This window comes from Paenibacillus sp. FSL R7-0026 (assembly GCF_038004485.1).
GTDB lineage: Bacteria > Bacillota > Bacilli > Paenibacillales > Paenibacillaceae > Paenibacillus > Paenibacillus xylanexedens_A.
The window spans coordinates 291,489-318,211 of the sequence record NZ_JBBORG010000001.1 but is presented as its reverse complement, the minus strand read 5'-3'; the positions used below and the strand labels follow the sequence as shown (position 1 = coordinate 318,211).

Sequence of the window (26,723 nt, the reverse complement as noted above, 5' to 3'; positions counted from 1 at the left end):
CGTTACCAAGCGTTGTTCTCCTCAGCAACTTTTATATCATAACACTTCCGAACCAACTTAGCAAGCTCTTTTTTTAAGTTTCTTTCGAAGCTTATTTGTTTCACCTGCAACACTTTGTTTCTCGTGTTTTTTTGGCCGGATATAGAATATATCATATACACAATACAATTACCACTTGTAAAATATCCCATCTGAAAACTGATTATATATTTGATTCAATCTCTTCATAATCTCTTTTTCCAATGGCAATATCCTCTTACTATACCCTATATACACTCACCGGTCTAATCTATCTCAATATAGGTTGCGAACAGAACCATTCAACGTCATTACATTCGTTCTATAAAATAAGAAACATAATACCTCTACTCAATAACGCTGCTATCTGTTATGTGGATTTCGAATCTAATAATTTAACTCCATAAGCTGTGGACTTATATAGATTGTACTTTTCACTTTTTATACTATTAGTCTCTGAACCTACCCATCACTATCGTGTCGTGATACTGTCCATCCGTGTGTCGCCGATCCTTTTTCAAAATACCTTCGATCTCAAAGCCACTCTTTTGGTATAACTCGATTGCCTTTTCATTGGATGCCAGCACGTTCAACGTCATCTTCTCTACACCAGTCTGGTCTGCCCATTCTATCGACCTCTCCAACAAGTTCTTGCCAATCCCATGCCCCCAGAACTGTCTGGTTACACACACGCCGAACTCAACTTTATGGCAAAAGCGCTTCAGCTCTTTACCTTCACATCGGGAGTATCCCACAATCTCACCCGCTACTACAGCAACAAGGAACAGATTCCGTGACTTCTCACTATCCAAATGGATGATCCTCCTAAACCCGGTTGCGTCTATATACGCCTCGCCCTCTTCACGATCCATGTTCTCGGTTTCCCCATCGATTTGTACACGAAGTGAAGACAAGGTCTCAGCATCCTTTTCCTCTGCCGATCTAATGGAGTAAGATAAGCCTTTAATGTAATATTCCTGCTGATCGATCATCATAAGAACCATACCTCCTCTTCCACTTTATTTAATTACTGTACCTGTATCGCTCTACCCCACCTCAGACGGACTCTTGCCCGTAAGCATTTTGAACACCTGGCTAAAATACGTTGCATTACGAAACCCCGTCATCTCGCTCACCTCATATACCATGTAATGTCCCGACTGCAACAGTTCCAACGCTCTCTGAATCCGGTACCCGTTCAAATAACTCACGAAATTCTCACCGGTCACCCTTTTGAACAGTTGACTCAGATACTTCGGATGTACGAACAGCCCCTTGGCTATCGCTTCAAAACTAATCTCTTCGGCGTAATGAAGCTCTACATACTGTTTCACCTGCTCGATAAGTTTATTACTTTTCTTCTCGCCCATCTCCTTACGTAGCTGTTCCAGCCAGTCGCAGATAATACGATCCATCCAGTTTACCAGATCATGCAAAGCATATTTCGATTGAATTTCACGCAAAAAATCACTCATCGCCAGCGGCGGCGCTAACATAGGATGAAGTCGGTTCCAGCTATGCATCAACGTGTCAAACAGACTAACGGCCACAACCTGTACATCCTGTATCCCAACACATTTCCCCTCTTTCAGCAAAAGGCAAATATGATGCCATACCTCTTCGGCCAGGTCAGGTCGAATATCCGCCCAAGCCTCATTCCATTGACGAAGCAATAATGAATAATCGGTCACAGTTGGTTCTGTTTCCTCTGATGTTTCATAGTGGTAAATACGACTTCCACCTTGAAATTCTGCTGTTTCCACCGCTTCCCTGCTCTCGAGATAGGAATCTATCACCTCACATGGGTGACTCTTGGATCTCCCGATCCCAGCACTCACTTCAATTTTCAGATACGTAAAGATCTGATCGATCATCCTCTCCACGAGTGGCAGGCATTCTTCCAGATGATCTTTATCTCCTAATAGAAGCAACACAAATACCTGATCCGAATAATCAACAATCTCTACCTGACCATTCATGTGCGCCGCTTGCTCCTTCACCGTCTCCTGAATAATATCGGCCGCCCCATAGCGGAGAAGCTGCCAATCCCTTTCTTTCATCCGTGTCAAAAATACGGGGCGATTCAGTTGCAGACTGATGGCGCGTGTCTGTGAGGACATATGAATGCCTATATAGTCCATGCGTTCTTTAGGCAGTTCCTCTGCCCGATATCGCGTAGTCAGCAGTTCGTGAAGGAATTGTTTGCGCAAATACGGAAGCACCCGTCCAACCTCCTGCTTGTACGTCCGCTCCAGCCGCTCATGCCGCTCTCGCACATCTTGTTCCAGTAGCACCTCCCGCAGCACTGACTCAATCTCCTCAACCTCTGCCGGCTTCAGCAAAAAGTGATTCACCCCCCAGCGCATGGCTGCCCGGGCGTTCTCGAATTCGTCATATCCACTAAGAATGATGATCGGCAGGTGGGGATGATCACGTCGCAACGTCTGTGTGATCTCAAGCCCGGTCATCCCCGGTAGATAGACGTCAGTCATAATGACATCTGGATTCATGCGGTGAAACAACTCCAGCGCATCCAAGCCATTGGAAGCAGTGCCTGCAATGCTGAGGCCCAGAGAAGGCCAATCGATATGATCTGTTAATGCCTTTACAATATGAGGATCGTCATCAACAAGCATAATGGTCTTCATCCTTTTTCACCGTCCAGCCATAGATTTAATTGCTCGTCGGTCTCAATACGCGGCAGCGTAATGGTCACTTCCACGCCACCTAACTCTCTATCGCTCAGTTGAACGCCATACCTCTTCCCACAATAAAGTTGGATGCGCTGATGTACATTCCGTACACCGATGCCACACGTCTCTTCGAGTTTCCACCCCTCCGGCAAACCCCGCCCATTATCCGTAATACGAATGACGATATCCTCATGCGGGCCAACCTCTTCGCGCATATGCACCTGAATTCGAAGTGTTCCTTCTTCAGGGTGCCCGTGCATAACAGCATTTTCGATAAAGGGCTGCAAAATGATCTTGGGAATGTAACAACCGCGAGTATGCGGATCGATCTGCTCCTGATATTGAATGGAAAACGGTAGCCGCTCTGACTGTATGTTGACGTAGCAACGGGCATGTTCCAACTCATCACGAACCCGTATAAACAATCTCCCTCCACTCAGTCCGATCCGTAACAGCTTACTCAGTTGTACAATCATGCGACTGATATCCTTGGCTTCGTAATCAAGTGCGCGCCAGTGGATCATGTCGAGGGTATTGTATAAAAAATGGGGTTTGATCTGGGCCTCAAGCAAGCCCGTCTGGGCTTCACGCTTGGCCCGGCTCTCATCCTTCACCTGTTCCATCAGCGTCGTGAGCTGTGAAGCCATGTGATTAAAGCCATAAGCCAAATGGGCATATTCCTCCGTAAACGAAAGTTGGACCCGGGTATCGAAGTCCCCTTTCTCCAGTTGTCTCATTCGCTTGATTAATTGTCGCAAAGGCCGGATGATCCGCCTTACAAACAGGTACGCCAGCACAGCCGAGCATAATAGTCCCAGCACGGCGATGCCGAGGATCTGCCAGCCTGCTTGTCTGAGCGGAGATAACAGTGTATATACCGGAATAGTCTGTACGAGGCGCCACTGAAGCATGGCTGGCCTGGAGTATAGCACCAATTGTGCACCTCCGGGTTGGCCGGAAACTACTTCGTACCCGTCTGCACCATGCTGGACATGTTCCTGAATCCATGCACTATCTATAATAGAAGAAGATGAATTTACAGCTTCACCCGTTTCTTGAATTGTACTTGCTTCATTCCTTATATCCACTCGTTCATTCTCCCCTGTTGGATCAACTCTCCCCATCTGCATTACGACATTACCAGCCGTATCTACCAACAGGACTTTTCCATCAAGCACCATGGGTACATCAGCAAACCTGCGTACGATGTCGGCTCTACTCAGTCGAATGAGTACATAGGCAACCGTCCCGCCACGACTGTCGAAAATCCGTTGGGCGTATCCGACCAGGGATTGGCCAGATTCGTTCTCACGCAGCGGAACCCAAGCCGCATCAGCCTTTTCCAGCGTAGCAAACCAAGAGTCATGTGCGATGGTGTCCACCGGAAATATGCGATCAGCCATAGTGACTGTCACTTCATTAAAGACATCCGTATACAATTCAATGGATGTGATGCCTTCACTCACAACCATGGTATGATCCAGGATTCGAGAGACCTCTCTCCGCTGGTGAATCTGTGCAAGCCTGCCCGTATCGGCCTTTTCGAGCAGATTGGACAGTTCCCGATTGCTTGCCAGAGCATATGCGGTTCCTGTTACCCCTGTGATGAAATCAAATCCCCGACGTGTACTTTCGTTCAGAAGAGCCAGACGTGCTTTGCTAATCTCGGCAAAGGTGACCGCAGAGAAAGACTGATATGCCAGCCAGACAACAACCGAGACGAGCAACAGGTTAAACGCAATAAAGCAAGTCACCATCAACGTGGAGAGCTTGCTTTGTTGCAGCTTTTGATTAATAAATGAAGACCATCTTCCTTTCCCCATGGAAAAATCAACTCGTTTCGTCTTGGAATTACCCTTTGAGCCCAGAGGTCGCGATTCCTTCCACGAAGTACTTTTGACACACGATAAATACGATAAAACATGGCACCAACGATAACACCGACATCGCAAACATCGGACCCCAATCGGATTGAGAACTGGAATCAAGGAACAAACGCAGACCCAGCGGCACGGTGTATTTGCTCACGTCACTCAGGTAGATCAACTGACTGAAGAAGTCGTCCCATGTCCACAAGAACGTAAAGATCATCGTGGTAACCAGCGCTGGAAAAGCAAGTGGAATGATGATTTTGGTGTATATTTTCACAGGACCGCATCCATCAATGGTTGCCGCCTCATCCAGCTCTTTGGGCAATCCCCGGAAGAACTGTACCATGAGGAAAATGAAGAAGGCATCGGTCGCGAGCCATTTTGGCACGACAAGCGGCAGATACGTATTCACCCACTCCAGGTGGTTGAAGAGAATATACTGCGGGATCAGCGTCACATGATGGGGCAGCATGATCGTCATGAGCATCAGGCCAAAGCAGATGGCTTTGAAACGAAAATTCAGTCGGGCGAAGGCATATGCCGCCATAGAGCAGGAGATGACATTGCCCAGCACGGCGCCAAGCGACAGGATGACAGAATTGGTCAGGAAGCGGGAGAACGGATTGCCCTGAATACCCGACCAGCCATTCATATAATTTTGCCAATTCCATTCCTGTGGCCAGAACCAGGTCTCCGTAAAGATCATATGTCCCGGTTTGAATGAACTTCCCAGCATCCAGAGGATCGGGTAGAGCATGACAAAGGCGATGCCTGAGATTAACACATGTTTGCTGACGACCCATGCTGTAGAGTTCCGTTGTCCAATCATGATTTCCCACCATCCTCATAGTGCACCCACAGCTTGCTGCTGCGGAATACGAGCAATGTAAATACGCCAATCAGGATGACCAGCACCCAGGCCATCGCAGAAGCATAGCCCATCTGAAAGAATGAAAATCCTTTTTTGTACAGATACAGAGAGTACATTAAGGTTGAGTTCACTGGCCCTCCGCTACCATTACTGATAACAAAAGCCTGTGTGAACGATTGAAAGGACGTAATCAGCTGCATGACAAGATTGAAGAAGATAACGGGTGACAGAATCGGCAACGTTATATAGAAGAATCTCCGCAGAGGACCTGCACCATCTACCGCTGAGGCTTCATCATATTCAGGTGGAATCTGCTTCAAACCTGCCAGGAAAATAATCATCGATGATCCAAACTGCCATACGGATAACAGCACGATGGAGTACAAAGCATATTTCGGATTCGCTACCCAATCGGGCGCTTTAATGCCTACCATGGCAAGAACACTATTGAATAGCCCGTCCCCACCCAGCATTTTACGCCACAACATTGCAATCGCCACGCTACCTCCAAGCAATGTCGGGATGTAATACACTGTCCGATAAATACCTAATCCTCGAATCCCTTTGTTGAGCAACATCGCTACAAGCAGCGCAAAGATCAATTTGACCGGTACCGATACAGCGACATACGTGAAGGTGACTTTGAGCGACTGGGTGAACAGTTTATCCGACGTAAACATCGTGGTGTAATTATCCAGACCGACCCAGGAAGGGGCGGCCAGGATACTGTAATCGGTGAACGAAATGTACAAAGATACCAACATGGGACCAAGGGTTAGAAATAACAATCCGACAAGCCATGGGGCGAGGAACAGAAGCGCGGCTCCATTATGCGCATATCTCCGTTTGACCCGCCGGGTAGTTACACGCTCGATTCGGGCTTGACTGACTTGTGATGTGTTCATCTTCGCAACCTCCCCGCAGAATTAGAAGTCTGAGACCGTTCCAACCGTTATTGACTTGATCCAAGTGTAGCCTTGGCTCCTTCAATAAACTGGGCAATGACATCTGGCGTATTGCCTTGACCGAAAGCGATCTGCTCGCTTGCGCTCTTGAAACTTGTGTCCACTTCAGCAAATCCTTGCGGGTATGGTGGATCAATCTCACTGGAGTGCTTCGATACGGTATCGATAAATTGGAAAATGGTTTGCTCCGCTTCCGGCAGCGTTGGCTGCATCTGTTCACGAATGCTGGAATTGACCGGCACCCCACGTTCAGAACCAAGAATAGCGGTTGCTTCTGGATCATTGACCATGAAATCAATGAACATGGCAACTTCCTTTGGATGTTTGGTTTTGCCATAACCGGAGAGGAACTGGCCTGGTTTCAGATATTCACCGATTTGCTTTTCACCTACACCATGCGGAAGCACTTGTATGCCAAGCTTATGATCCTGGTTTTTGTTCACCTGCTGGAATGTCAGCAATTGATTGGACCATGCAAAATCCATGGCAGCTGTACCCAGTGAGATCGGGCGTGTCTCCAGCGCATTCGTTGTGGATGCTGTTATCTCTGCTGTGGTCACTCCACCATTCTCACGTAGTGCGCTCCACATATCGAACCATTGCTGAAGCTCCTCGCTGGTAGCAGTCATTGTGCCACCATCAAACAATCCTTTGCCGGATTGACGGATAAACACTTCAAACATGTTCGTTGTACCGGAAATGTCTGCCGATCCATAGAACCCCTCACCTTTGGCTTCGGCAATCTTGGTCGCAATATCTCCAAAGTCCTTCCATGTCCAGCTCTCTTGCGGTTCTTCAATACCTAATTCCTGAAATACGGTGGCGTCATATATGACACCTGGTGCGTTAACTCCGAGAGTAATCGCATATAATTTATCGTCAATTGATCCGGCTGTAATCATGCTCTGATCATGATCCTCTGTCCGCAGCTCTTTGCTCTCTGCAAACGGGGTCAGGTCAAGCAAGGCACCACGCCGGGCAAAGTCAGTCAAAAAGGCGTAATCCATCTGGATGATATCTGGTGCATTCGAACCGGCTACCTGTGTGGTCAACTTGTCAAAATAACCGTCCCAACCGGAATATTCAGGTTTAATGGTGATTCCCGGATGTTTCTCTTCAAACAATTGGATCACTTTGGTCGTCAGATCATGTCTGGTCTGTGATCCCCACCAGGTCATGCGCAGTTCAATCTTGCCTGATGAATCTCCTTCACTTCCACTTGCTTCCCCAGAAGAAGAAGATGTATCGGTGGCCCCTCCAGAACAGGCTGTAGCGAACAATAACAGGGACAGACAGAACAAGGTTACCCACTTTTTTGTAATCATCATAAATGAATTTCCTCCCCTTCTTGCATTTATGGAATCGCTTACAAAACCTATTGTATCGGTCTATTACTGTACATGACATAAACAAAAGTAAGCTTTCCTGTCAAAAAAGTAAGGAGTTACAGGAATCAAAAACCACCAGGAATGATATTCCCGGCGGTGATGATCCCGTCTCAAATATGATTACGGATATACAACCGTATTACGTGGAGCAGAAGACAACTTATTGTATAGAAACGATAGTATGAAAATCTGACCTCGGTGGTCTGTCAGGAATGTGAGACGGCAGGTGAAGACACCCTGTGTTCAGCCAGATGTTTCTTCATTTTTGCCACTTCAGTTCCTGCCAGCATCATAATGCCTATTCCGTGATTGTCATTGGTGACGGTACGCAAGTCCTGATCATAATACTCTGCTGTAAATGCATATCGTGATCCGCTACACACGCCATGGACATTCCCTTGACGATCAATGGCTTTGCAGATGAGTCCTTTCCAAGCCCGCTCGGCAGCTGTGACGTAAACTTCAGGGTCTTTGAACCAGCCAAAACGTACACCTCTCGCAAAACCATAGGCAAACATCGCCGTGCAGGAGGCTTCTTCATACGTCTGCGGAACATTCAACACCTGATGCCACAACCCGCTTTCCCCTTGAAGCGCTGCGTAGCCTTCACACAGCTCATTGAAGAAATCTATTAAAGCTGGGCGCTCGGGATGCTCTACTGGCAAAGCTTCCAATACCTCTGTCAAGGAAAACAGTGTCCAGCCATTTCCCCGTCCCCATGGAATCTGCGTTGCCTGTCCGTATTTGAAATCATAAACATGGGACATGATCTTGAACTCAGGCATAAACAGATACTTCCGATACAGTGAAAATTGTCTGGCGGCTTCATCCAGTGCGGCTGAGTTGCCTGTCACCCGTGCATAACGAACGAGAAACGGCGTGCTCATATAGAGGTCATCTGCCCACATGGTATTCTCGGCATACTCCCCTACACATGTGCGATAAAATGCACCATCCTCCTGCCGTTCCAGGCGGGAAAGCATGAAATCTGCAATCCGTTCAGCAATCGGAAGAAACGTTGGTTCATGACACTCTGAATATGCTTCCAGCATGGCTGAACCAAAAGAACCGCAGTTATCCAGCATTTTCAGCATGACCAATTGTTGATTAACTGCCGGGAAACCATACTGCTCCCGATCCCATAAGGAGTACTCATACATCTGAGTACATGCCTGCACATGCTCAGCCGCATAACGTGTAATGTCCGGTCTCTGCAAATAACGCCCTGTCCGTAATAGACCATATACAGTGACACCCAATGGATAATCCCAGCGACCATAATTAGTCACACTGCCCACTGTCCATTTGTTGCTTAACATAGCGTTCTCATAATAAGGTCTGATCCAAGCATCTGGTTGATCTAAACGCCAATACGTCTGTTCTAGACCCGTCTGGTACACTCGGTCCGTTCGAGTCAGATCCGCCAAGTCCGGTTCAACCTCCGACTCAAAAGGGCCGACATATAACCAAGACTCTCCGGAAGCACCGTGCACACGCTGAGGAAGTTCCAGTGAAAGTAGCTTACCCGAAACGGTTGCGTTCAGATTAAAATGCCACGATCCTGCCGTAGTGTTGCACTCACTTCGGACAAGCAGGTCACTCCGTCCAAACGGGACTGGTATATCCACTTCGAACGAACCCGCCTCCTTCACTTGCGCCACGGGCTTGCCGCTAATCCATATACTTAGAGAACCTGAGGATTGACCTGACAATCGTACCTGACTCCCGGTTGAGTCATTGTTGTTCAAATGGGTCCAGGCATAAGCATGCTTTCCAGGAAGATTTCCGAATATTCGTTCGAAAGCTGGCTTGGTTTTATCTTCATCAGACCAGCCTGTCTCAGGCAGCCAGTTCAAGCTGAAGTCTGATTCTTTTCCAAGCAGGTCCGGTTGTTTACTCGCAACCCGGTTCGGTTGGGAGAACACCCACCCCGCTTGTCCCTGTCTCTCCTGAAACGGCGCAAATACGTTCAGAATACGCACTTTACCTTCATCTGATCCGAACTGGCAACCGAAGCCGGCAGGGGTGTTTTTCATTTCCAGCCAAATGGTGTTCCAACCAGGCTTGATATCAATGCTGAGCTTCACCGTTGCGTCTGGACTAATCTCATCCATTACGGTTGAGCGATAGACCATCTGCTCATTGAAATAGAAACGAACAGGCCCATAACAGCGGACCAACACGTCCAGATTCCGGTCCTCGTCCCCCCAAACCAGTGCAGCTGCGTAGGATATATGGTCTTTAGGTGCATCAGGAAAGCGTTTACCTAAATTCAGATCATAAAGCCCTTTTTCATTTTGCAAAATACCAGACTTCTGGAATACCCGATATACAAAATCAGCCTGCGCATTGGCTCCAATATACCTCTCGGCTAGCACCTTCAACACCTGATCCTGATCTTCTCCAAATCGGTAATACATGCTCTGTGGTTCACTGAAATAGGTCGTCATTGATGGCACACACCCTTCTCCCGTTGAAATAAAGTCTTATATCATTGCATTCATACCATCCACACTGGAGCACCAAACTAATATGCAGTATAGCGCTTAACCTAGGTGGGTAATCCCCTTTCCAGGAAATAGGTATGTCCCTTGGTTATCTTCTGAATAGCCGAATAATAATCCCAGTATAACTGACATGTTCTGTGGTGGCTACAGATTTTTGATTACGCTTACAATTATATCGGATTTAGTTGCCTTTTCTCTCTAGGTTAACTTAAATTTAAACAATGGTTTAAAAACGAGAAAACGTTACCGATATAAATACTAGATTGAAAAATTCCACTTTTTGTATCGGGAAGGACAGATGCACATTGAATACTCTTGAATCTCTGGTAAATACTATGCCTTTTGTTAGCCAAATGTTCCGTGACGACATATCCATATCCATTAATGATCATGAGAAAGTATTGTATTTTTCCGAAGCAAAAAGTCTGGAGATTGGTGTGAAGGTTGGGGATGAGCTGCATGACGATTATAAACATTTCAAAATGCTGACTAACAGAGATTCCCGTACCGTGGCACGCATGCCTGGTGATCTGCAGGGCAGACCTTTTGATGCTATTTTAATCCCTATTAAAGAGAACGATCAGGTCGTGGGTATATTGGGTGTGAACTACGCACTGGATAGTCACATGACATTGGAAACGCTGATCCGTGAAAATGAAACAACCATTAATGCGCTCGTTGGTGGCATTCAGCAGATTGCTGCACATTCCGAAGAACTCTCCGCGACCTCGGAAGAGATTCTGCGCAACTCCAAAAAAGCTTCAGAGAACTCGGTCAGTGTAAGTAAAGTAACAAACGTCATTCGTGAAGTATCGGAACAAACCAATCTGCTTGGACTCAACGCCATGATAGAGGCAGCCCGTGTGGGCGATCAGGGAGCCGGCTTCGGTGTGGTTGCCAGTGAAGTACGTAAGCTGTCAGATCATACGAAGCAAGCAGCAGCTGATATCGAATCATCCCTAGGCAGCGTACAAGATTCCATGAAACATATGGAGCAGGAGATCGGTCAGATTACAACCGCAACAGTAGATCAGGCCAAGCTTGTTACCGAGTTCATGGAAAGTATCGAACAGCTTAGTGAGACAAGCGCGAATCTGAAAAAGTTTGTACATCAGATGCTGGCGCTCGAATAACAATAGAGTTCCACAACAGAAAGAACAAACGATGTGAAATGTACATAACAAATGATTTAGAATGTGAAAAGCCTCCGGCCACTTCCCTTTACAGGAAGTCAGCGGAGGCTTTGTTTCGTATTTGCGATGATATCCCTTTACGGTTTATGCTCACACGGCTGTTATATCTCTACAGCGACGCCAAAATGGTCAGACACGACCGGTCCATTTTTACCGTTCAAGACCACGGTTGAAGATTTAGCCTGAATCGGACGATTGGAGAAAATATAATCAATCCGAAGATCGCGTTTGTTATCTGCCCAGCCGGCAATGGCCTTGACCACAGTTGCTCCATCATCCTTTTGCAATGCTGTGGTGTACAGGTCATTCCAGCCTTTGCTCATCATATAATCATAGCCTTCATCACGCACTTCCGCGACATTATTGAAATCACCCATTATATATAACGGCTGATCCATGTAGGGGGCAAGCTTGCTCTCCGTCAACTCCCACTGTCCCTTGAAAGGTTCCTGCGCATCATCCCACCAGTTATAATGTCCATTCACAAACCAGGTTGCTTCACCTTGGACGACCGTCTGGATTCCCACAATCTTGCGTGTACGATAGTTGTTATAATCCCGCATGTGGGACACGTATTCCCCAAAAGCCTGCTTAATCGGCGTCCGGCTAAGGATCGCCAGTCCTTCATCGTATTTTTGAAACCCGACATGCGCGGGAATCCACGTCCAGTAATATTGCTCTGTCAGCTGCTGAAGCAGGACGTAGGCATAGTTGTCTTTTTTAATCACAGCATCGGGTTCAGTAGCATAATACATCTTCAGTTCTTCTTCAGAAAGCGCGACTTCCTGCATCGATTGGTTGACCTCCTGCATGGAGATCACATCGAATTGATGTGTATTAATAAAATCAGCCAGTTGACTGATCTTGTTCAGTTGATCCTCTTCCGCCCAAGCGTGTGTGTTTAACGTAAGTATTTTCATATGCTCTCTCCTGTTGTGTGTAGTATGGCCGTTTCCCCGGCCTGCATCGTTCCTGATAGGAATACATACCATAAGCATACACAATATGGTGCATTCTTGCATGTCGGCCGCCAGCAGAACTGACGTGTTCATCCTGATTCCAGTTGGTCTAAAATAACTTCAAATTCTTCATAACCCATGCACGAATTGGCTCATAACTGATATGATGGATACAACAAATTTACAACATCACGTCATAGACGTGGTGATTACTGAACCTATGTTTACCCCAGGAGATGGAATGATGAACATACCGAATAACATGAGGATGGATGATGCGCAGTGGCAACAGTTGATCAGGCAGGTTGCGGAGCATTTTAATAACCTGACGATCATGCGCGGATTCCAATATTATAAACAGAAACGTGTCGGACCATTAACCTATTCCGAACAACAAGGGATCTCGGCCGTTGTACAAGGATCGGAAGAATATGAGGTCACCCTGAGCATGCAATCCCTGACTACAAGTCATTGTACCTGCCCGGTGAGTTCCGTATGCAAACATATGACGGCTGTATTGATGAGTTATGCCGAACAACTGGAGCGACCTGTGCATGCTATTGTAAATGCACACTCCAGTACTGCGCTCAAACAAACGACCAAACCCGTCGGGGCCATGTCCGCAGGAATATCCAGCTATGCAGATGCCGATGAACAACAGGATATGGACATTCCGGACAACCAATACAGCCAGATCAAGGAACGTGCAACAGAGCTTGCTGATCTCGAAATCTCGGAATGGCACGAACTATTCCACTCATGTCTGAGACGGCTGGGTACTGGCACAGCAAGCACATCCTACGTACAGGAAGCAACGGACGAGCTGTATGCCATTAAACCAAGGCTGTCCGCTGCAATGGACCAACTTTTTGAACTACATGTGCAGCTGCACCTCATCCGATTCTGCGTGCCGCCGGCTCGTAATTCAATCACTCATACCCCCGTGTACTTGAGCTACCCTGCCCAGCTCGCGGTGGATGCACTTCAGAAAGACATTGAACGGATCTTTAATCATCCACTAGACCTGTCAGGTCTAAAGGGAAACAAGCTTGAACAACTTTGGAACAGACTATCTGAAACCTCAGCTTATTTACGTAAACAGATGATGCCTGAGACAGCCAGCATGATGTTCTTCACTCCGATCTATCGACAACTGTGGTTGAACTGGATCGTACCTGAGCTTCAAGGGTCGCGGGACATGTTAGCGTCTGAACAGGCTATCTTAAATGATATAGAACGTAATATAACCGCCGCTTCGACACCTTCCCAGTCAGGTGGGAGTGTCTTGGGTAGCGCTCAAAATAATGGAAGTAGTAGTGATAGGCCAGGCAAAGCCGTAACACTGCCTCTGCCGCTAGTACTCGCGCAGAGCTGGATGCACTTCCATCTGGGGCAAGATGATCAGGGATGGCAGCGACTCATCCATGGAAGCTCGGCCTACGGCTTCCCGCCAGAACAACTGTTGCATTTTCTCCATGTACTCGCAGATTCGGCTGAATGGAAGCGACTTGGGGATTGGTTGGTACAACTTGGCCCCCTGCTGGCGAATCGGCGTAATACACCTTTGAATGATTACATGCATCTATGGGATACGGCCATTCAACATCTGCCCGATGCAGAGAACCGTATGTGGGACACGCTTGTCAGTATGCTTCCCCACTCCCGCCCCGCCTACGAGGATGCTATGCATTCGCGTGGACAGTGGCGCAGATGGATTGATTTTCAGCTGAGTACGGGAACGGAACCTCTCGAATTCCGCGTAGCGATGCTGCAACCAATCGAAAAGGATGCACCTGAGCTGCTGCTTCCCTTCTATCATCAGGCAGTGGAGCGTTATATCGGACACAAAAACAGGGACGGATACAAAGCAGCGGTGAAGCTGTTGAAACGTCTGTCCAAAATCTATAAAAAAATGAAGCAAGAAGCGCACTGGGAGCAATTCATCACCACACTCGCCGTTCGTAACAGTCGGCTGCGCGCCCTGCAGGAAGAGCTTCGGAAAGGTAAACTGATCTCATGAGCTTAATTCATCCTTACACTGAAACGATTGAGGTTCACGTCGCTTTAACCGGATATGGCGATGCTTTGTTTTACGGAGCACTCAACACACACCACTTTGTACCGGGACAGTCGCTTAAGCAGCGATTGTTCGCTTGGCATGCGCCTTCCTTCTACGGGACCGAACTGGAAGTTCGGCAGATTGAGGAGATTGAGCTGGTTGTTCTGCCTGCGGAAGAAGTGATTCCCTTTTTTGCCGAGATGCATACTCTGCTTCATATTGAATGGAAGTGGGACGAGCAAGCGGAACATCTGATTCGACTAGCTCCAGCACTGGCATCCTCCATAGAGAAACGAAAATACGTACCTAGCTTCGAGGCATACCGTGCAGGACAACTTCAGTGGACCTGGGACCCGGATAGCTTGAAAAAGCAGGATCGGGCATCGCTTTCCAAAGCGATTCAGCAAACGGACGAGAGTTATGCCGAAGGACTCGGGGCGGCTTACTCCGCCTTTGTATTCCAGCGCTGGTACAGTTCGGAGGAAGCGGCAACCGATCTGCGGCGTGAATTCCCGCAGTTGTTTCCAGAGCGCGGCACTCTACCCAAGACAGCCGGGATGGATGCTCAGTCCTGGCTCGTATCCATTGGCTGGAAAGCAGATGCCGCACCATTCAGACCCATGCTGCAATTGCAGGAGCCGGACGAGGATGAGCCATCTTGGCGGCTACGACTGGTATTGCAGAACAAGCTGGATGCCGCTGTATTGGTACCCGTCATGCTAGATTCACGGGGCCGGCTTGAAGGGGAGTGGCCCGAGGTATGGACACCGTTCATTCTGGATCGCTCCGCCGGATGGCTGGATCAGCTGCGTGCACATCTGCCGCGTCTTGGAGGTTCCATTAGCGGCAGACGGGACGTGCTGAGTGATCCTTTGGGAGATCAGGAAGCTTGGCAGTTCCTGACGCAGGATAGCGGGCGGTTACTCGCAGCGGGCTGGCAAGTTCTGCTGCCTGGTTGGTGGGAAGCAGCCCGTAAGAAGAAACCAAAGTTGCGTGCCAAGGTGCAGCCGGAGGAAGGCAGTGAGCGGGGACAGTCGTTCTTTGGACTGGACTCGATTATTCATTTTGACTGGCGCATTGCGATCGGTGACACAGATCTCAGCGAAGATGAATTCGCCGACCTTGTTGCCCGTAATGAACGACTGGTTCGCTTCCGCGGAGAATGGGTTCCACTTGACCCTGATCTGCTGGAACAGATACGTCGTGCCATGGGCGGTGTAGATCGGGAACAGGGACTCTCATTCCAGGATATTCTACACCTGCATCTGCTGCATAATGAGCAACGGGAATATCGCAACCAGAAATGGAAGGAAGGACAACAAACCGAGGAAGAGCAGCAACCACAGGATGATCAGAACATTCGGCTCGAAGTAGAACTGAATGAGCACCTGAACCGGGTTATTGCACAACTTGGGGGCGGACAAGGCGGCGCACCTTCCCTGCCCATTCCGACAGGGCTTCATGCCGAGCTGCGATCATATCAGAAGGAAGGTTTTGCATGGCTTGGTTTCCTGCGCAGATTCGGACTTGGGGCATGTCTTGCCGATGATATGGGTCTCGGGAAAACCATTCAGTTCATTACGTATCTGTTACACATTAAGGATCATGAACCACGTAAGCCGGGACAAGCCCCGGTTCTTCTGATCTGCCCAACTTCCGTACTGGGCAACTGGCAAAAGGAGATTAGCCGCTTCGCACCCTCCATTAATGTCAGTCTGCATTATGGCGCACGCCGATTAAGTGGAGAAGAATTCCGGGAGCAGACCGAGCAGGTGGATATTATTATCACGTCCTTTGCTACGGCTACACTGGATCAGGAGATGTTACAAACCTATACCTGGGCATGCATCTGTCTCGATGAGGCACAGAATATCAAAAACGCCCAGACCAAACAGTCCGTGGCTGTTCGCAGTTTCCCGGCGAAACACCGCATTGCCATGACAGGTACGCCGATCGAGAATCGGTTGTCTGAGCTGTGGTCAATCTATGACTTTATCAATCCAGGATATCTAGGCAGCGGACGGGCATTCCAGACTCGCTTTATCAGTGCCATAGAGAAGGATAAGGATGAGCAGCGGATGCAGGATCTGCAGCAATTAGTGAAACCGTTCATGCTGCGCCGGAAGAAAAAAGATCCAAATATCCAGCTTGATCTGCCGGACAAAAACGAGATGAAGACTTACATTCACCTTACGGGCGAACAAAGTGCATTGTATGACCAGTCCGTACAGGCCCTGATGGATAAAATGAAAGAACTGGAAGGCATCAAGCGCAAAGGTGCGATCCTCTCAGCCCTAACTCAGCTTAAGCAATTGTGTGACCACCCGCTGCTGCTGACAAAAGAAGCTTTGCCGGAGGAACTGCCTGAAGATGGTGCACTAACATCTGCTTATGACGTGTACAGCCCGCAGGATATGGCGATGCTGATCAGCCGCTCCGCGAAGCTGGAACGACTGATGGAACTTGTCCGCGAATTACGGGACGAGGGCGAGCGATGCCTGATTTTCACCCAATACATCGGGATGGGTCAGATGCTGCAACAGGTACTGCGTCAGGAGTTGCAGGAGCCTGTGCTGTATCTGCACGGGGGTACCTCCAAAACGGCACGGGATCGTATGATTGAGGAATTCCAATCCCGTACATTGTCTGAGGATAAGCAACCGTCCGTCTTCATTCTGTCCATCAAGGCAGGCGGTGTGGGATTGAATCTGACCGCAGCCAACCATGTGTTCCATTTTGACCGCTGGTGGAACCCTGCTGTTGAGAATCAAGCCACCGACCGAGCTTATCGGATGGGTCAGACCAAGGATGTTCAGGTACATAAGTTCATCTCTCTTGGCACATTGGAGGAGCGGATCGACGAGATGTTGGAGAGCAAACAGCAGCTCAGCGATAACATCATCACAAGCTCCGAGAACTGGATTACCGAATTGTCCACGGATGAGTTGCAGGATCTGTTCACTCGGCGTCGTGACTGGTCGGGCTAACTTGGATTGAAGAAAGCAGTATAAAGACTGGGGCCACACCCGGATTAGATGTGATATATCATAAAAGAAATACAAAAAGAGCGAGGTTTCCGAATTAAAATTCCGGCTTCGCTCTTTTTGTGTTGTTGCAGTTTATTATCCGTTCTTAACGCATGTTACCGATGATGGATGATCTTGAATCCTGCATTTTTTTGACAAAGTTTGTCATTACATCAAATGCTTCATTACGCTTGTTGGACATGGACTGCAGACGAAGCATGTCCATCTGTTGGGAGTTGCTCGCTGCGTCAATTTGGCCTTTCAGCTTTTGAACAGCTGCTTCATCCCCGTTTTGCTGGGCTATCTGCAATTGAGAGTTCAAATCCGCGACCTGTTGATTACGGTTCTGTACCTCCTGGATTTGCGTTTGCAATTGTGCATCCAGTAATTTGGTACGTTCTTGTTGGACCATCATCAAAGCTGTTTCGATATCCATACTGCTAAAGTTGATAGGTGTTACGCCAGAGATGTTGGAGACGGAAACTGTGCTCGCTGAAGCTGAAGAGACGATAGATACTGCAGCGACAGCAGCAACTACGGATGAAGCGAAAAATTTACCTGAACTTTTCATGACTGTTCCTCCGAGTCCATATGTAATATGTACCAGTTTTTTGTTGGTATCTTCCGTCATTCTAAATCAAAAGTACTAGTTGTACAATCAAATTAACTTCAAATTTGAATTAATTTCGATATCGCTTACACACGCCTACCTCCGCTTACAATATGAGTAAAATAAACAGGGCATTATAAAAAAAGTGCATTCTTACGGGCATATTTACTACGACTAGATTGTTCTTTACTCCTACGCTTGAAAGTCACATTGGAGATCGACGATACGTTCATGATTTTACTTTAGAACATGGTTATGTTATATTTGATAATAGATTTTACACAATTTAATTTTGTGATATTTAATATAAATGGATGTTATATACTTTACGGGAGGTTTTTATATGAAAAAGATACTGGTTGTTCTAACAAATGTAGATAAATACGCAACAAAGGACGAGCCTACTGGCTTATGGTTAAGCGAAGCAACTCACTTTATTGAAGAGTTTGACCATAATGACAATGTTCAGATCGATCTGGTTAGCCCTAAAGGTGGTAACGTACCTCTTGATCCGAAAAGCCTCGGCGATTCTCTGGATGAGAGCACCAAAGCCTATTTTGAAAATGAAACGTTCATGAACCAATTGAAAAATACGTTGAAACCTAGCGAAGTAAACGCGAGTGACTACGATGCAATCTACTTCACAGGAGGTCACGGTACGATGTGGGATTTCCCGGACAATGCCGAACTTCATGAGCTTTCTCGTGAAATCTATGAAAAAGGTGGCGTTGTATCCGGCGTGTGCCACGGGGTTACAGCCTTGTTGAACGTGAAGCTGTCCAACGGTCTGCTTTTGATTAAAGATAAAACCGTTTCCGGCTTCACGAATGAAGAGGAAGCATTGGCTCAACAAACCGAGTATGTTCCATTCCTGTTGGAAGATGCTTTGAGAGAACGTGCTGCACAATACGATAAAGCGGCTGCCTTCAGCTCTTATGTCACAACAGATGGCCGCGTGGTCACAGGACAGAATCCGCAATCCAGCAAAGCTGTAGCTGAAAGTGTTAAACAACTGCTGGGTCTGTAAAATAAACCGATCGATCCCTCTCCTACCCCAAGAGATCATATAGATGTACAAAGCAAAACAGCACGTGATCCGTCATGACCTGACAGAACACATGCTGTTTTTTTCTAGTGATTTGTTGATGCAGAAGCTTCCGTCGCTGTTCCTCCAGCCAAACGCTTCACGATATAAGGCACGGTCACCGATGTCAGGATCACGGCAAACGCAATCTGAGCGATAGCTGTGTCTACATATGGCGCATACGCCGGATTGAACCCGGCAGCCATCGAAGGCACCACCATGGACAATCCAGCAACCGAACATGTCGCAGCCGCTGCGTAACCTGGTCGTCTTAATATCGTGCGATCGATTCCAATGAGCGGCAACATGCAAATCAGCAAAAATAACACTGTGACTAGCAAGCCGGACAGACTGGACTGAAATGCAATACGCAGATCAATATTGGACCCAAAGCTTGTACCCAGGAAAGGCAGCAGAATCAGTGTTCCCGGAGCAAACATCTTCTGGATGTTGCTATCTAGGTTACCAAGCAGTATCCCGATCAAGAAAGGTACTAGCGTAGCAAGTACACTGAGATAATCGATACCGACGCCACTTGCCGAATTCAATATCATGACCGGAATAACCGGTACGGCGATCAGATTCAGAATACCAAACGCAGCACGATCCACATCATCTCCATATGTGTTCATCAAGGCCAGATATAATCCCGGATTACAACTGGTCAGAACGGCAATGAAGGCTACCGCAGAAACTCCCCCGACCCCACTTATGCCAAAAAAGTGTACAAACGCCCATCCGAACAGGCAGCTGATGAGGATACGTGAAATACAGAGCACCCCTGCTCTCTTCAAAGTCACCAGAAGCTGTGACAAGTTAAGCTGTGTTCCTGATATCAGTAAAATCATACCGATCAGCACCATGGTACCTTTCGATGTGAACAGCGCTGTTGTTGGATCTCCGATCTGAAAAAACGATGGAAACACCGTGTTGATGACCGCGGCGGCCAGCATAGGAACGATCAGCAAGCCGCCTGGGATTTTTTTGATACGACCCAGAATGTTCATGGTTGTTAGAGTTCTGCTCCGTTGGTACGGATCACATTCTGATACCAGAAGAACGAATCCTTCCGATATCTTTTCAGCGTACCATTGCCATAGTCATCCTGATCCACGTAGATAAACCCGTACCGTTTACTCATCTCGGAAGTCCCTGAACTGATCATGTCGACCGGTCCCCACATCGTGTATCCCAACACTTCGACCCCATCCGCAATGGCGAGTCCCATCTGTTCGATATGTTTGCTCAGGAAATCAATCCGGTATGGATCGTTGATCGTTCCGTCTTCATTCAACTTATCGTAGAAACCTGAGCTATTCTCCAGAATGAAGACAGGCTTTTGATACCGATCATAGACGAGATTCAGTGTGTACCGCAGTCCAATCGGATCAATCTGCCAACCCCACTCGTTAGCGGGCAGATGCGGGTTTTTGTAGACACTGTGTACATTCCCTGCCGTTAGTTCGAGCTGCTCCGTATCACTGCTGGAAATCATGGAGTTGTAATACGACATTCCTACAAAATCAGCCGTGTGTGCGCGAATGCTATCCAGATCGCCATCCTCGATATTCAACTGGATCTCCTTGTTTTTGAAATACGTTTTACTATAGTAAGGGTACTCGCCTTTATTAAGCACATCCAAGTAAAACTGATTTTTCATCTGATCATCCTGCTGCATCTGAAGTGCGTCCTCCGGCTTGCAAGTGTAAGGATACGTTGTAAAATAAGCCACCATACTTCCGATCTGGTTATTCGGATCAATCTCATGTGCCATCTTGGTTGCTCTGGACGCAGCTACAAATTGATGATGCAACCCCTGGAACAACATTTCCTCATAATTCGGAGCATCATAATCAATGATTCCCAGCGTCTTGGCCGATGCTTTCACGCTCATGTTGATCTCATTGAACGTCACCCAATATTTCACTTTGCCCTTGTAGCGATTGAACAGCACATCACAATAGTTCACATACAGATCGATCAATTTGCGGTTATACCATCCTCCGAACTTGTCCATCAGTACAATCGGTGTATCAAAGTGACTGATGGTGATCAGGGGCTCCATACCCTGTTTTAGACATTCATCAATCACCTGATCATAGAACTCTAGTGCCTTTTCGTTCGGAGCGGCATCGTCGCCACCTGGAAATACTCTGGCCCATGAAATGGAATAACGGAATACTTTGAAGCCCATCTCGGCAAACAAGGCGATATCCTCACGGAAGTTATGATAAAAATCAATCCCCCGGCGCTTCGGATATTTCACGGTATCCGGGTCATTCCTGGCCTCTTCAATCATCTCCCAATTCACTCTGATCTGCTTGGTCACTTTGCGATCGTTCTTCTCGTTAAACTTCATCACTTCTGGAATGGTCAGACTCTTGCCATCTACATTATAAGCACCTTCCGCCTGACAGGCAGACAGTGCACCGCCCCATAAAAAATCTTTTGGAAAATTGGAATTCGTCATTTTAGTTTCCTCCTGTTATTACGTATTATTAAGGTCTTATTAAGACCATCTAGCTTGTAACTCGTGGCTTAACCAATGAAAAGATGAGCAGTTCTTAAGGAATCAGCTTAATCAAAGGTTCACTCTCCCGGATCGGGCCGCTGGTCGCTGTAGTCAGCACATCTCCGTATTGTTGTATGTTGGTCACCACAATAGATGTAATCGTGTTATAACCTGCTGACGTAATGCCTTCTGGATCAAACTCCACCAATAAATCCCCGGCTTTGATTGTCTGTCCCTGCTCGATATGGGCGTTAAAATATTTCCCTTTCAGACTAACGGTATCCACCCCGATATGAATCAGGATCTCAACACCATTCGCAGCTTTCAATCCGATGGCATGTTTGGTGCGATAAAGCGCTTCGACTACCCCATCAAATGGAGCGTATACCTTGCCATCTGTCGGAACGATTGCAATGCCTTTACCCATCAACTCTTGGGCAAATGCCTGATCTTCTACCTCAGAGATGGGTTTGATCTCCCCTGTCATTGGACTAAGGATAAGCATGTCAGAAGATGTGGATGTCTGTGATGATACGGACGCTGGAGTTACCTCTGAGGCAACCACTGTCTGATTGCTATTTACTTTATTCGTAGCTTGTTGCTTCGATTTATTTCCATCTGTATCTTCCTTGATGCCCGCCAACAGCGTGAACACAAACCCGAGTACAACTGCGGCAATACAACCAATAACGACATACATGTAACGATCTGATGTATACGTGCCAATTGCCAATACACCTGGCAGTGAAATTGCATTCGCTGTTGTATGCACCAAGCTGTAGAATCCACCGACTAGTCCGCCTGCCAGACAACCTGCAAAAAACGGACGTTTGTATTTCAGCGTTACACCATAGATCGCCGGCTCGGTAATCCCGAACAACGCGGTGAATCCACTCGAAGCAGCTGCTGATTTCATCGTTTTACTCTTCGTTAGGACAAACACACCGAAGGCTGCTCCAGCCTGAGCCAAATTCGCCGCCAGTGCCGTTGGTAACAGCACGGTTGCACCCAATGTAGCCACTTGTTGAACCTGAATCGGCATGATGGCATAGTGCATACCAAACATGACCATAATTGGTTTGAAAAATCCAAGAATCGCACCAGCAAGAACACCTGCGGTTGAGAACAATGAGTTAATGCCATTGGTCAACCAGTCACCGATATATGATCCTACTGGGCCAAGCACGATTAATTCCAGTGGAATCATAATGAACAAAACAATCATTGGGGTAAGCAGGACCTGCAGAAACTTGGGAATCACTCGATTGACGATTGGATACACATAACTCATAATCCATACCGCCAAAATGATTGGAATGACGGAAGAGGAATATTTCATCAACAGAATCGGCATGCCGAGAAAATCAATACTGTTTACACCCGTCTCAGCAATCTGAGCCGCAGCGTTCAAAATAGTTGGATGCATTAATCCCGCAGCAAGAGCTACCGCCAAGTAGGGATTGGTTTTGAAACGGTTTGCTGCACTAACAGCCAGGAAGAACGGCATGAAATAGAAAATACAGTCCCCGATCATGTTAATGATCGTCAGGAAACCGGAGCCTTCCAGGTAACCCATTGCAGTTATTACGGTAGCCAAACATTTGATCATCCCGCATCCAACAAGTGCTGGCAGAACAGGCGTGAATATACCTGCGATAGTTTCAAGCACTACGTTGATGGGATTACGTCTCTTTTTCGGTCCACTGTCTGTAGACTCCATAAGCTCGCCAATCTTGTCAGAAGTTAAATTCTTCACTTCACTGTATACCGCGTCTACTTTGGCACCGATAACAATCTGAACCTGTCCACCGGAATTTTGTGCCTTGAGCACGCCTTCGAGCTGATCCAGTGCCTTTAGGTCTGCTTTGTTATCATCCTTCAAAACGAATCTCAAACGGGTTGCACAGTGTGTCAGACCCGATATATTTTGCTCGCCGCCAACGAGATCAAGTACGTTTTTAGCCAAGTCTTTGTTGTTCATGACCCTTCTCCTCTACATGAATAAATTGGATATATAAAAAATGACCAAGCCGGGGAATCGTCATTCCCTACGCTTGGTCATGCCTGATCGAATCAGTAACAGTCCAATATGGATTATTCGGTTAGTTCCTTCATTAGTTCATTCCGTTGGTTCATTTGAGATCAATCGTTGGATATGCAGAATCAGATATAATTTTTCATCATCCGAACAGGTCCAGCCGTAATTATTTTTCAGGAAATCAGCAATTTTCTCCACACAAGCCAGTTCCTTCGGAAACTTCTCCTTCACCATCAGGAACAGAGATTCATTCTCGTCTTTGAGCGATTTACCGCTCATCTGCCTCAGAATGAAATACCGGATATGTGTGGCAAAGCGCATGAAATGGATGGAATCCTCCTGAAAGTCAATTTTGAGCGCATATTTGATCACGGACAGGATCTCGCCCGTAACTGTAGTTACCTTGGTGGTATCCGTCATCTCTCCAGAGCCCACCTGTGCATTAACAAAATGCAGAGCAATCAGTGTTGTTTCGGCTGTTGGCAGAGCGATATCCGTTTTTTCTTGAATCAGCTTCAGCGCAGCCTCCCCCACCCGGGTCTCGTCCGGATAGAGTGTCCGCACTTCCCATTCCAGCGGATTTTTGATAAGGATGCCTTCTCTGGTTCGGGTTAATGCAAAACTAATATGGTCAGACAGGGTGAGAAGCAGATTCGGGTTAAATGTTTTATTCAGGATCTGACTGCCCAACTTGATGACTTCCTCCGCGAGATAAATATCCTCAATCGGAATACTGTTCAGCAGGTCATACATACGGATGTTCTTTGGTGCTACAAATATTTTCTCCACCAAGTCCGTCTCCGTAAGCTCGTAAGGCGTTTTCAGGAATCCTACACCCTTGCCTACGACAAAAACCTCTTCGTTATGTTCATTAATAGCAATGGCTACGTTATTGTTTACTTTCTTGATAACCTTCAATGTTCTCACCCCCCAACAAAAATAAAAAAAGACCGAAAGCGATTACAGTAAAGCAATCGAATTCGGTCATGCCTGGTTTCCCCAGTAACAGTCCGTGTTATGAATATAAGTTTATTATAGTGCTGTTTTAAAAAAAGTCAATCATCCAATCCTAGGGAATACATCCCTCTCCAAAGCAGATGAAAAAAGCAAAGCGCTGTGGTACAATGAAGGAATTGTGTATTCACAGACAGATATGTGGGTAAAGGTGCTGAATCGATTGTGGATCAGTGCTCTTTATTCATGATTATGCTGCCATTCTAGGGAGGCTTATGGAACAACCATGCTCATCATTGGTATCGCCGGAGGAACCGGCTCCGGTAAAACGACGGTAGCTCGCTCCGTCATAGACCGTCTGGGATCAGGTAAGGTTACTTTTATATCCCAAGACAATTATTACAAAGACCAGTCGCAGCTCACACCTGAGCAACGCCGACTCACCAATTACGATCACCCGTTTGCATTCGATAATGATCTGTTGATTGAGCATCTCACCCTGTTGAAAAAAGGCCAAGCGGCGTATGCTCCCGTATATGACTTCACCATAGATAACCGTGCTGCCAATGAGACCGTTGAACTGGCACCGAACCATATTGTCATTGTAGAAGGATTGCATGTGCTGATTGACGAACATCTTCGCAGTCTAATGGACATCAAAGTATTTGTTGATACCGATTCCGATGTGCGGATTCTGCGGAGAGTACTGCGGGATATTGAAGAACGCGGACGCACGATCCAATCCGTATACAAACAATATCTTGAAACGGTAAAACCGATGCATGATGCTTTTATCGAGCCATCCAAAAAGTATGCGGATATCATTATTCCAGAAGGCGGACATAATGAAGTAGGTATTCAGATGTTATCCATCCTCACTGAGAAATACCTCACCGGAGAGAATTGGAATGGGGCTTAACTAACTGCAAAGCACCACAACAGAAATCCAGGTTACGATACAGCGTAATCTGGATTTTTTGTTGATTTTTCATTTATAATAGTTCCCAATAGTTGAAAGGAGATCTTCCCCTATGGCTACTTTTGAAGAGTTCATGCAACATGACATCCGGGTTGGTACCGTGGTGGAAGCCGAACCCTTCCCCAAGGCTCGCATACCCGCTATTAAAATGACGATCGACTTCGGACCACTTGGTCTTAAGCACTCTAGTGCTCAGATTACTCAGCGATACACGCCTGACATGATCATTGGCAAACAGGTCGTTGCTGTAGTTAATTTTCCACCTCGGCGGATTGCCGGTTTTGTCTCTGAAGTACTTGTGCTTGGCGGCGTGCCTGGTAAAGGCGATGTTGTCTTGCTCTCACCGGATAGCCCATTGCCTAATGGAACACCGATAGCCTGACTTTATTTTGAGCAAGAATAATATGGGCTTTTCAAATGTTTGGAAATCGAGTATCCTTGATGTATTGATTATTGATGACGGAACTACATATGTTGGAGACCTTAAAGCATAAGGCTATGAATCTGCGGATTCGTGGCCTTTTTTTGTGTTTTTTCGAGGGCCTGAAAAGTACATATCAAGGAGAGAAATTCACAATTGAGAGGAGTAAAATTCATAGGAAAATGATGATTTCCATGATATTCTTCATCCACAGCTCCGCTGAAAACTTATAAATTCTATCAAAAAAGGCGTCCCTCTCCGTGTTACTGGATGAAGACGCCTTAAATAAACAAATTTCCAGAAAAAATCATGCTCTCTAAACACCTTCCTATCTCCCGTAGGGTACTACTGTGTTTGTTAAACCTGGCAGGCTCCTGGCTCCAGAATCATGGTCATTGCAGCTCCTTCCCGGCTTAAACCAGTGGATTATCGCTACCTGACTCCTCTGTTACAGTGGCAGGACCGCGCCGGTATTACACCAGACCTCCCTATTAAGCTTCCACCCTGACGGGCAAAGCACCAAGTTCTACATATTCAATTATACTTCTGATCAGTTTAGCGGGACGACGAATAAT

Annotated in this window: 19 protein-coding genes and 1 riboswitch; of the genes, 6 read left to right on the top strand and 13 right to left on the bottom strand. The window is 47.0% G+C overall.

The genetic code is table 11. From position 1 onward, the window contains the following. Positions 1-467: 467 nt before the first annotated feature. The 7 genes from MKY44_RS01440 to MKY44_RS01410 all read right to left on the bottom strand — a co-directional run bounded on the left by MKY44_RS01440 (position 468) and on the right by MKY44_RS01410 (position 10,256). Positions 468-1,013, bottom strand: coding sequence for a GNAT family N-acetyltransferase (locus MKY44_RS01440; protein WP_341005805.1), 546 nt, complete (start codon positions 1,011-1,013; stop codon positions 468-470). Positions 1,014-1,064: 51 nt separating this feature from the next. Continuing rightward, on the bottom strand, positions 1,065-2,666 hold the full coding sequence (locus MKY44_RS01435; protein ID WP_341005804.1) for a response regulator: 1,602 nt from the start codon (positions 2,664-2,666) through the stop codon (positions 1,065-1,067). Continuing rightward, positions 2,663-4,534: a sensor histidine kinase gene (locus MKY44_RS01430; protein ID WP_341005803.1), complete on the bottom strand. Its 1,872-nt coding sequence runs from the start codon at positions 4,532-4,534 to the stop codon at positions 2,663-2,665. The genes MKY44_RS01435 and MKY44_RS01430 overlap by 4 nt, the downstream gene beginning before the upstream one ends. 28 nt (positions 4,535-4,562) lie before the next feature. After that, a complete protein-coding gene (locus MKY44_RS01425) occupies positions 4,563-5,411 on the bottom strand; it encodes a carbohydrate ABC transporter permease (protein WP_036616400.1) in 849 nt (282 codons plus the stop codon). Next, positions 5,408-6,358: a carbohydrate ABC transporter permease gene (locus MKY44_RS01420; RefSeq protein WP_341005802.1), complete on the bottom strand. Its 951-nt coding sequence runs from the start codon at positions 6,356-6,358 to the stop codon at positions 5,408-5,410. The genes MKY44_RS01425 and MKY44_RS01420 overlap by 4 nt, the downstream gene beginning before the upstream one ends. 47 nt (positions 6,359-6,405) lie before the next feature. After that, on the bottom strand, positions 6,406-7,746 hold the full coding sequence (locus tag MKY44_RS01415; protein WP_341005801.1) for an ABC transporter substrate-binding protein: 1,341 nt from the start codon (positions 7,744-7,746) through the stop codon (positions 6,406-6,408). Positions 7,747-8,012: 266 nt separating this feature from the next. Continuing rightward, on the bottom strand, positions 8,013-10,256 hold the full coding sequence (locus MKY44_RS01410; protein ID WP_341009759.1) for a glycoside hydrolase family 88/105 protein: 2,244 nt from the start codon (positions 10,254-10,256) through the stop codon (positions 8,013-8,015). Between the two features lie 362 nt (positions 10,257-10,618). Between MKY44_RS01410 and MKY44_RS01405 the strand changes: the two genes are divergently transcribed. After that, positions 10,619-11,446, top strand: a complete 828-nt coding sequence (locus tag MKY44_RS01405) for a methyl-accepting chemotaxis protein (protein WP_341005800.1) — start codon at positions 10,619-10,621, stop codon at positions 11,444-11,446. 161 nt (positions 11,447-11,607) lie between these two features. Here the strand turns inward: MKY44_RS01405 and MKY44_RS01400 are convergent, their stop codons facing one another. Then, positions 11,608-12,426 (bottom strand): endonuclease/exonuclease/phosphatase family protein, encoded by an 819-nt coding sequence (locus MKY44_RS01400; RefSeq protein WP_341005799.1) that lies wholly within the window; start codon positions 12,424-12,426, stop codon positions 11,608-11,610. Positions 12,427-12,706: 280 nt separating this feature from the next. Here MKY44_RS01400 and MKY44_RS01395 point away from each other — a divergent pair, with 280 nt between their 5' ends. Both MKY44_RS01395 and MKY44_RS01390 read left to right on the top strand, forming a co-directional pair. Beyond that, entirely contained in the window at positions 12,707-14,485 is a 1,779-nt protein-coding gene (locus MKY44_RS01395) for an SWIM zinc finger family protein (RefSeq protein ID WP_341005798.1), read from the top strand. A 5-nt stretch (positions 14,486-14,490) separates the two neighbouring features. Then, on the top strand, positions 14,491-17,511 hold the full coding sequence (locus MKY44_RS01390; RefSeq protein WP_341009758.1) for a DEAD/DEAH box helicase: 3,021 nt from the start codon (positions 14,491-14,493) through the stop codon (positions 17,509-17,511). Positions 17,512-17,656: 145 nt separating this feature from the next. On the opposite strand, the gene MKY44_RS01385 is transcribed toward MKY44_RS01390, so the two are convergent. Then, entirely contained in the window at positions 17,657-18,121 is a 465-nt protein-coding gene (locus MKY44_RS01385) for a hypothetical protein (RefSeq protein WP_341005797.1), read from the bottom strand. 382 nt (positions 18,122-18,503) lie between these two features. Between MKY44_RS01385 and MKY44_RS01380 the strand changes: the two genes are divergently transcribed. Continuing rightward, a complete protein-coding gene (locus tag MKY44_RS01380; protein WP_341005796.1) occupies positions 18,504-19,187 on the top strand; it encodes a type 1 glutamine amidotransferase domain-containing protein in 684 nt (227 codons plus the stop codon). A 104-nt stretch (positions 19,188-19,291) separates the two neighbouring features. Here MKY44_RS01380 and MKY44_RS01375 read toward each other — a convergent pair whose 3' ends face one another. From MKY44_RS01375 to MKY44_RS01360, 4 genes are all read right to left on the bottom strand, one after another. Next, on the bottom strand, positions 19,292-20,251 hold the full coding sequence (locus tag MKY44_RS01375) for a 2-keto-3-deoxygluconate permease (RefSeq protein ID WP_036616387.1): 960 nt from the start codon (positions 20,249-20,251) through the stop codon (positions 19,292-19,294). A gap of 5 nt (positions 20,252-20,256) precedes the next feature. Beyond that, positions 20,257-21,714, bottom strand: a complete 1,458-nt coding sequence (locus MKY44_RS01370) for a glycoside hydrolase family 1 protein (RefSeq protein WP_341005795.1) — start codon at positions 21,712-21,714, stop codon at positions 20,257-20,259. Positions 21,715-21,808: 94 nt separating this feature from the next. Beyond that, on the bottom strand, positions 21,809-23,737 hold the full coding sequence (locus tag MKY44_RS01365; RefSeq protein ID WP_341005794.1) for a beta-glucoside-specific PTS transporter subunit IIABC: 1,929 nt from the start codon (positions 23,735-23,737) through the stop codon (positions 21,809-21,811). Positions 23,738-23,875: 138 nt separating this feature from the next. Then, a complete protein-coding gene (locus MKY44_RS01360) occupies positions 23,876-24,721 on the bottom strand; it encodes a PRD domain-containing protein (RefSeq protein WP_341005793.1) in 846 nt (281 codons plus the stop codon). A gap of 313 nt (positions 24,722-25,034) precedes the next feature. Between MKY44_RS01360 and udk the strand changes: the two genes are divergently transcribed. Next, on the top strand, positions 25,035-25,667 hold the full coding sequence (gene udk, locus MKY44_RS01355; RefSeq protein WP_017691162.1) for a uridine kinase: 633 nt from the start codon (positions 25,035-25,037) through the stop codon (positions 25,665-25,667). A 112-nt stretch (positions 25,668-25,779) separates the two neighbouring features. Further along, positions 25,780-26,109 carry a chaperone CsaA gene (csaA, locus tag MKY44_RS01350; protein ID WP_341005792.1) on the top strand — a complete coding sequence of 110 codons (330 nt, stop codon included), beginning with the start codon at positions 25,780-25,782 and terminating at the stop codon, positions 26,107-26,109. 387 nt (positions 26,110-26,496) lie between these two features. Further along, a riboswitch (cobalamin riboswitch) is annotated at positions 26,497-26,687 on the bottom strand. Positions 26,688-26,723: the final 36 nt, after the last annotated feature.

Coding starts and splice junctions, on each gene's coding strand:
- MKY44_RS01415 (WP_341005801.1), bottom strand. CDS start 7,746: ATGATGATTACAAAAAAGTGGGTAACCTTGTTCTGTCTGTCCCTGTTA.
- MKY44_RS01440 (WP_341005805.1), bottom strand. CDS start 1,013: ATGATGATCGATCAGCAGGAATATTACATTAAAGGCTTATCTTACTCC.
- MKY44_RS01435 (WP_341005804.1), bottom strand. CDS start 2,666: ATGAAGACCATTATGCTTGTTGATGACGATCCTCATATTGTAAAGGCA.
- MKY44_RS01425 (WP_036616400.1), bottom strand. CDS start 5,411: ATGATTGGACAACGGAACTCTACAGCATGGGTCGTCAGCAAACATGTG.
- MKY44_RS01395 (WP_341005798.1), top strand. CDS start 12,707: ATGATGAACATACCGAATAACATGAGGATGGATGATGCGCAGTGGCAA.
- MKY44_RS01365 (WP_341005794.1), bottom strand. CDS start 23,737: ATGAACAACAAAGACTTGGCTAAAAACGTACTTGATCTCGTTGGCGGC.
- MKY44_RS01400 (WP_341005799.1), bottom strand. CDS start 12,426: ATGAAAATACTTACGTTAAACACACACGCTTGGGCGGAAGAGGATCAA.
- MKY44_RS01430 (WP_341005803.1), bottom strand. CDS start 4,534: ATGGGGAAAGGAAGATGGTCTTCATTTATTAATCAAAAGCTGCAACAA.
- MKY44_RS01370 (WP_341005795.1), bottom strand. CDS start 21,714: ATGACGAATTCCAATTTTCCAAAAGATTTTTTATGGGGCGGTGCACTG.
- MKY44_RS01380 (WP_341005796.1), top strand. CDS start 18,504: ATGAAAAAGATACTGGTTGTTCTAACAAATGTAGATAAATACGCAACA.
- MKY44_RS01385 (WP_341005797.1), bottom strand. CDS start 18,121: ATGAAAAGTTCAGGTAAATTTTTCGCTTCATCCGTAGTTGCTGCTGTC.
- csaA (WP_341005792.1), top strand. CDS start 25,780: ATGGCTACTTTTGAAGAGTTCATGCAACATGACATCCGGGTTGGTACC.
- MKY44_RS01410 (WP_341009759.1), bottom strand. CDS start 10,256: ATGACGACCTATTTCAGTGAACCACAGAGCATGTATTACCGATTTGGA.
- MKY44_RS01375 (WP_036616387.1), bottom strand. CDS start 20,251: ATGAACATTCTGGGTCGTATCAAAAAAATCCCAGGCGGCTTGCTGATC.
- MKY44_RS01420 (WP_341005802.1), bottom strand. CDS start 6,358: ATGAACACATCACAAGTCAGTCAAGCCCGAATCGAGCGTGTAACTACC.
- udk (WP_017691162.1), top strand. CDS start 25,035: ATGCTCATCATTGGTATCGCCGGAGGAACCGGCTCCGGTAAAACGACG.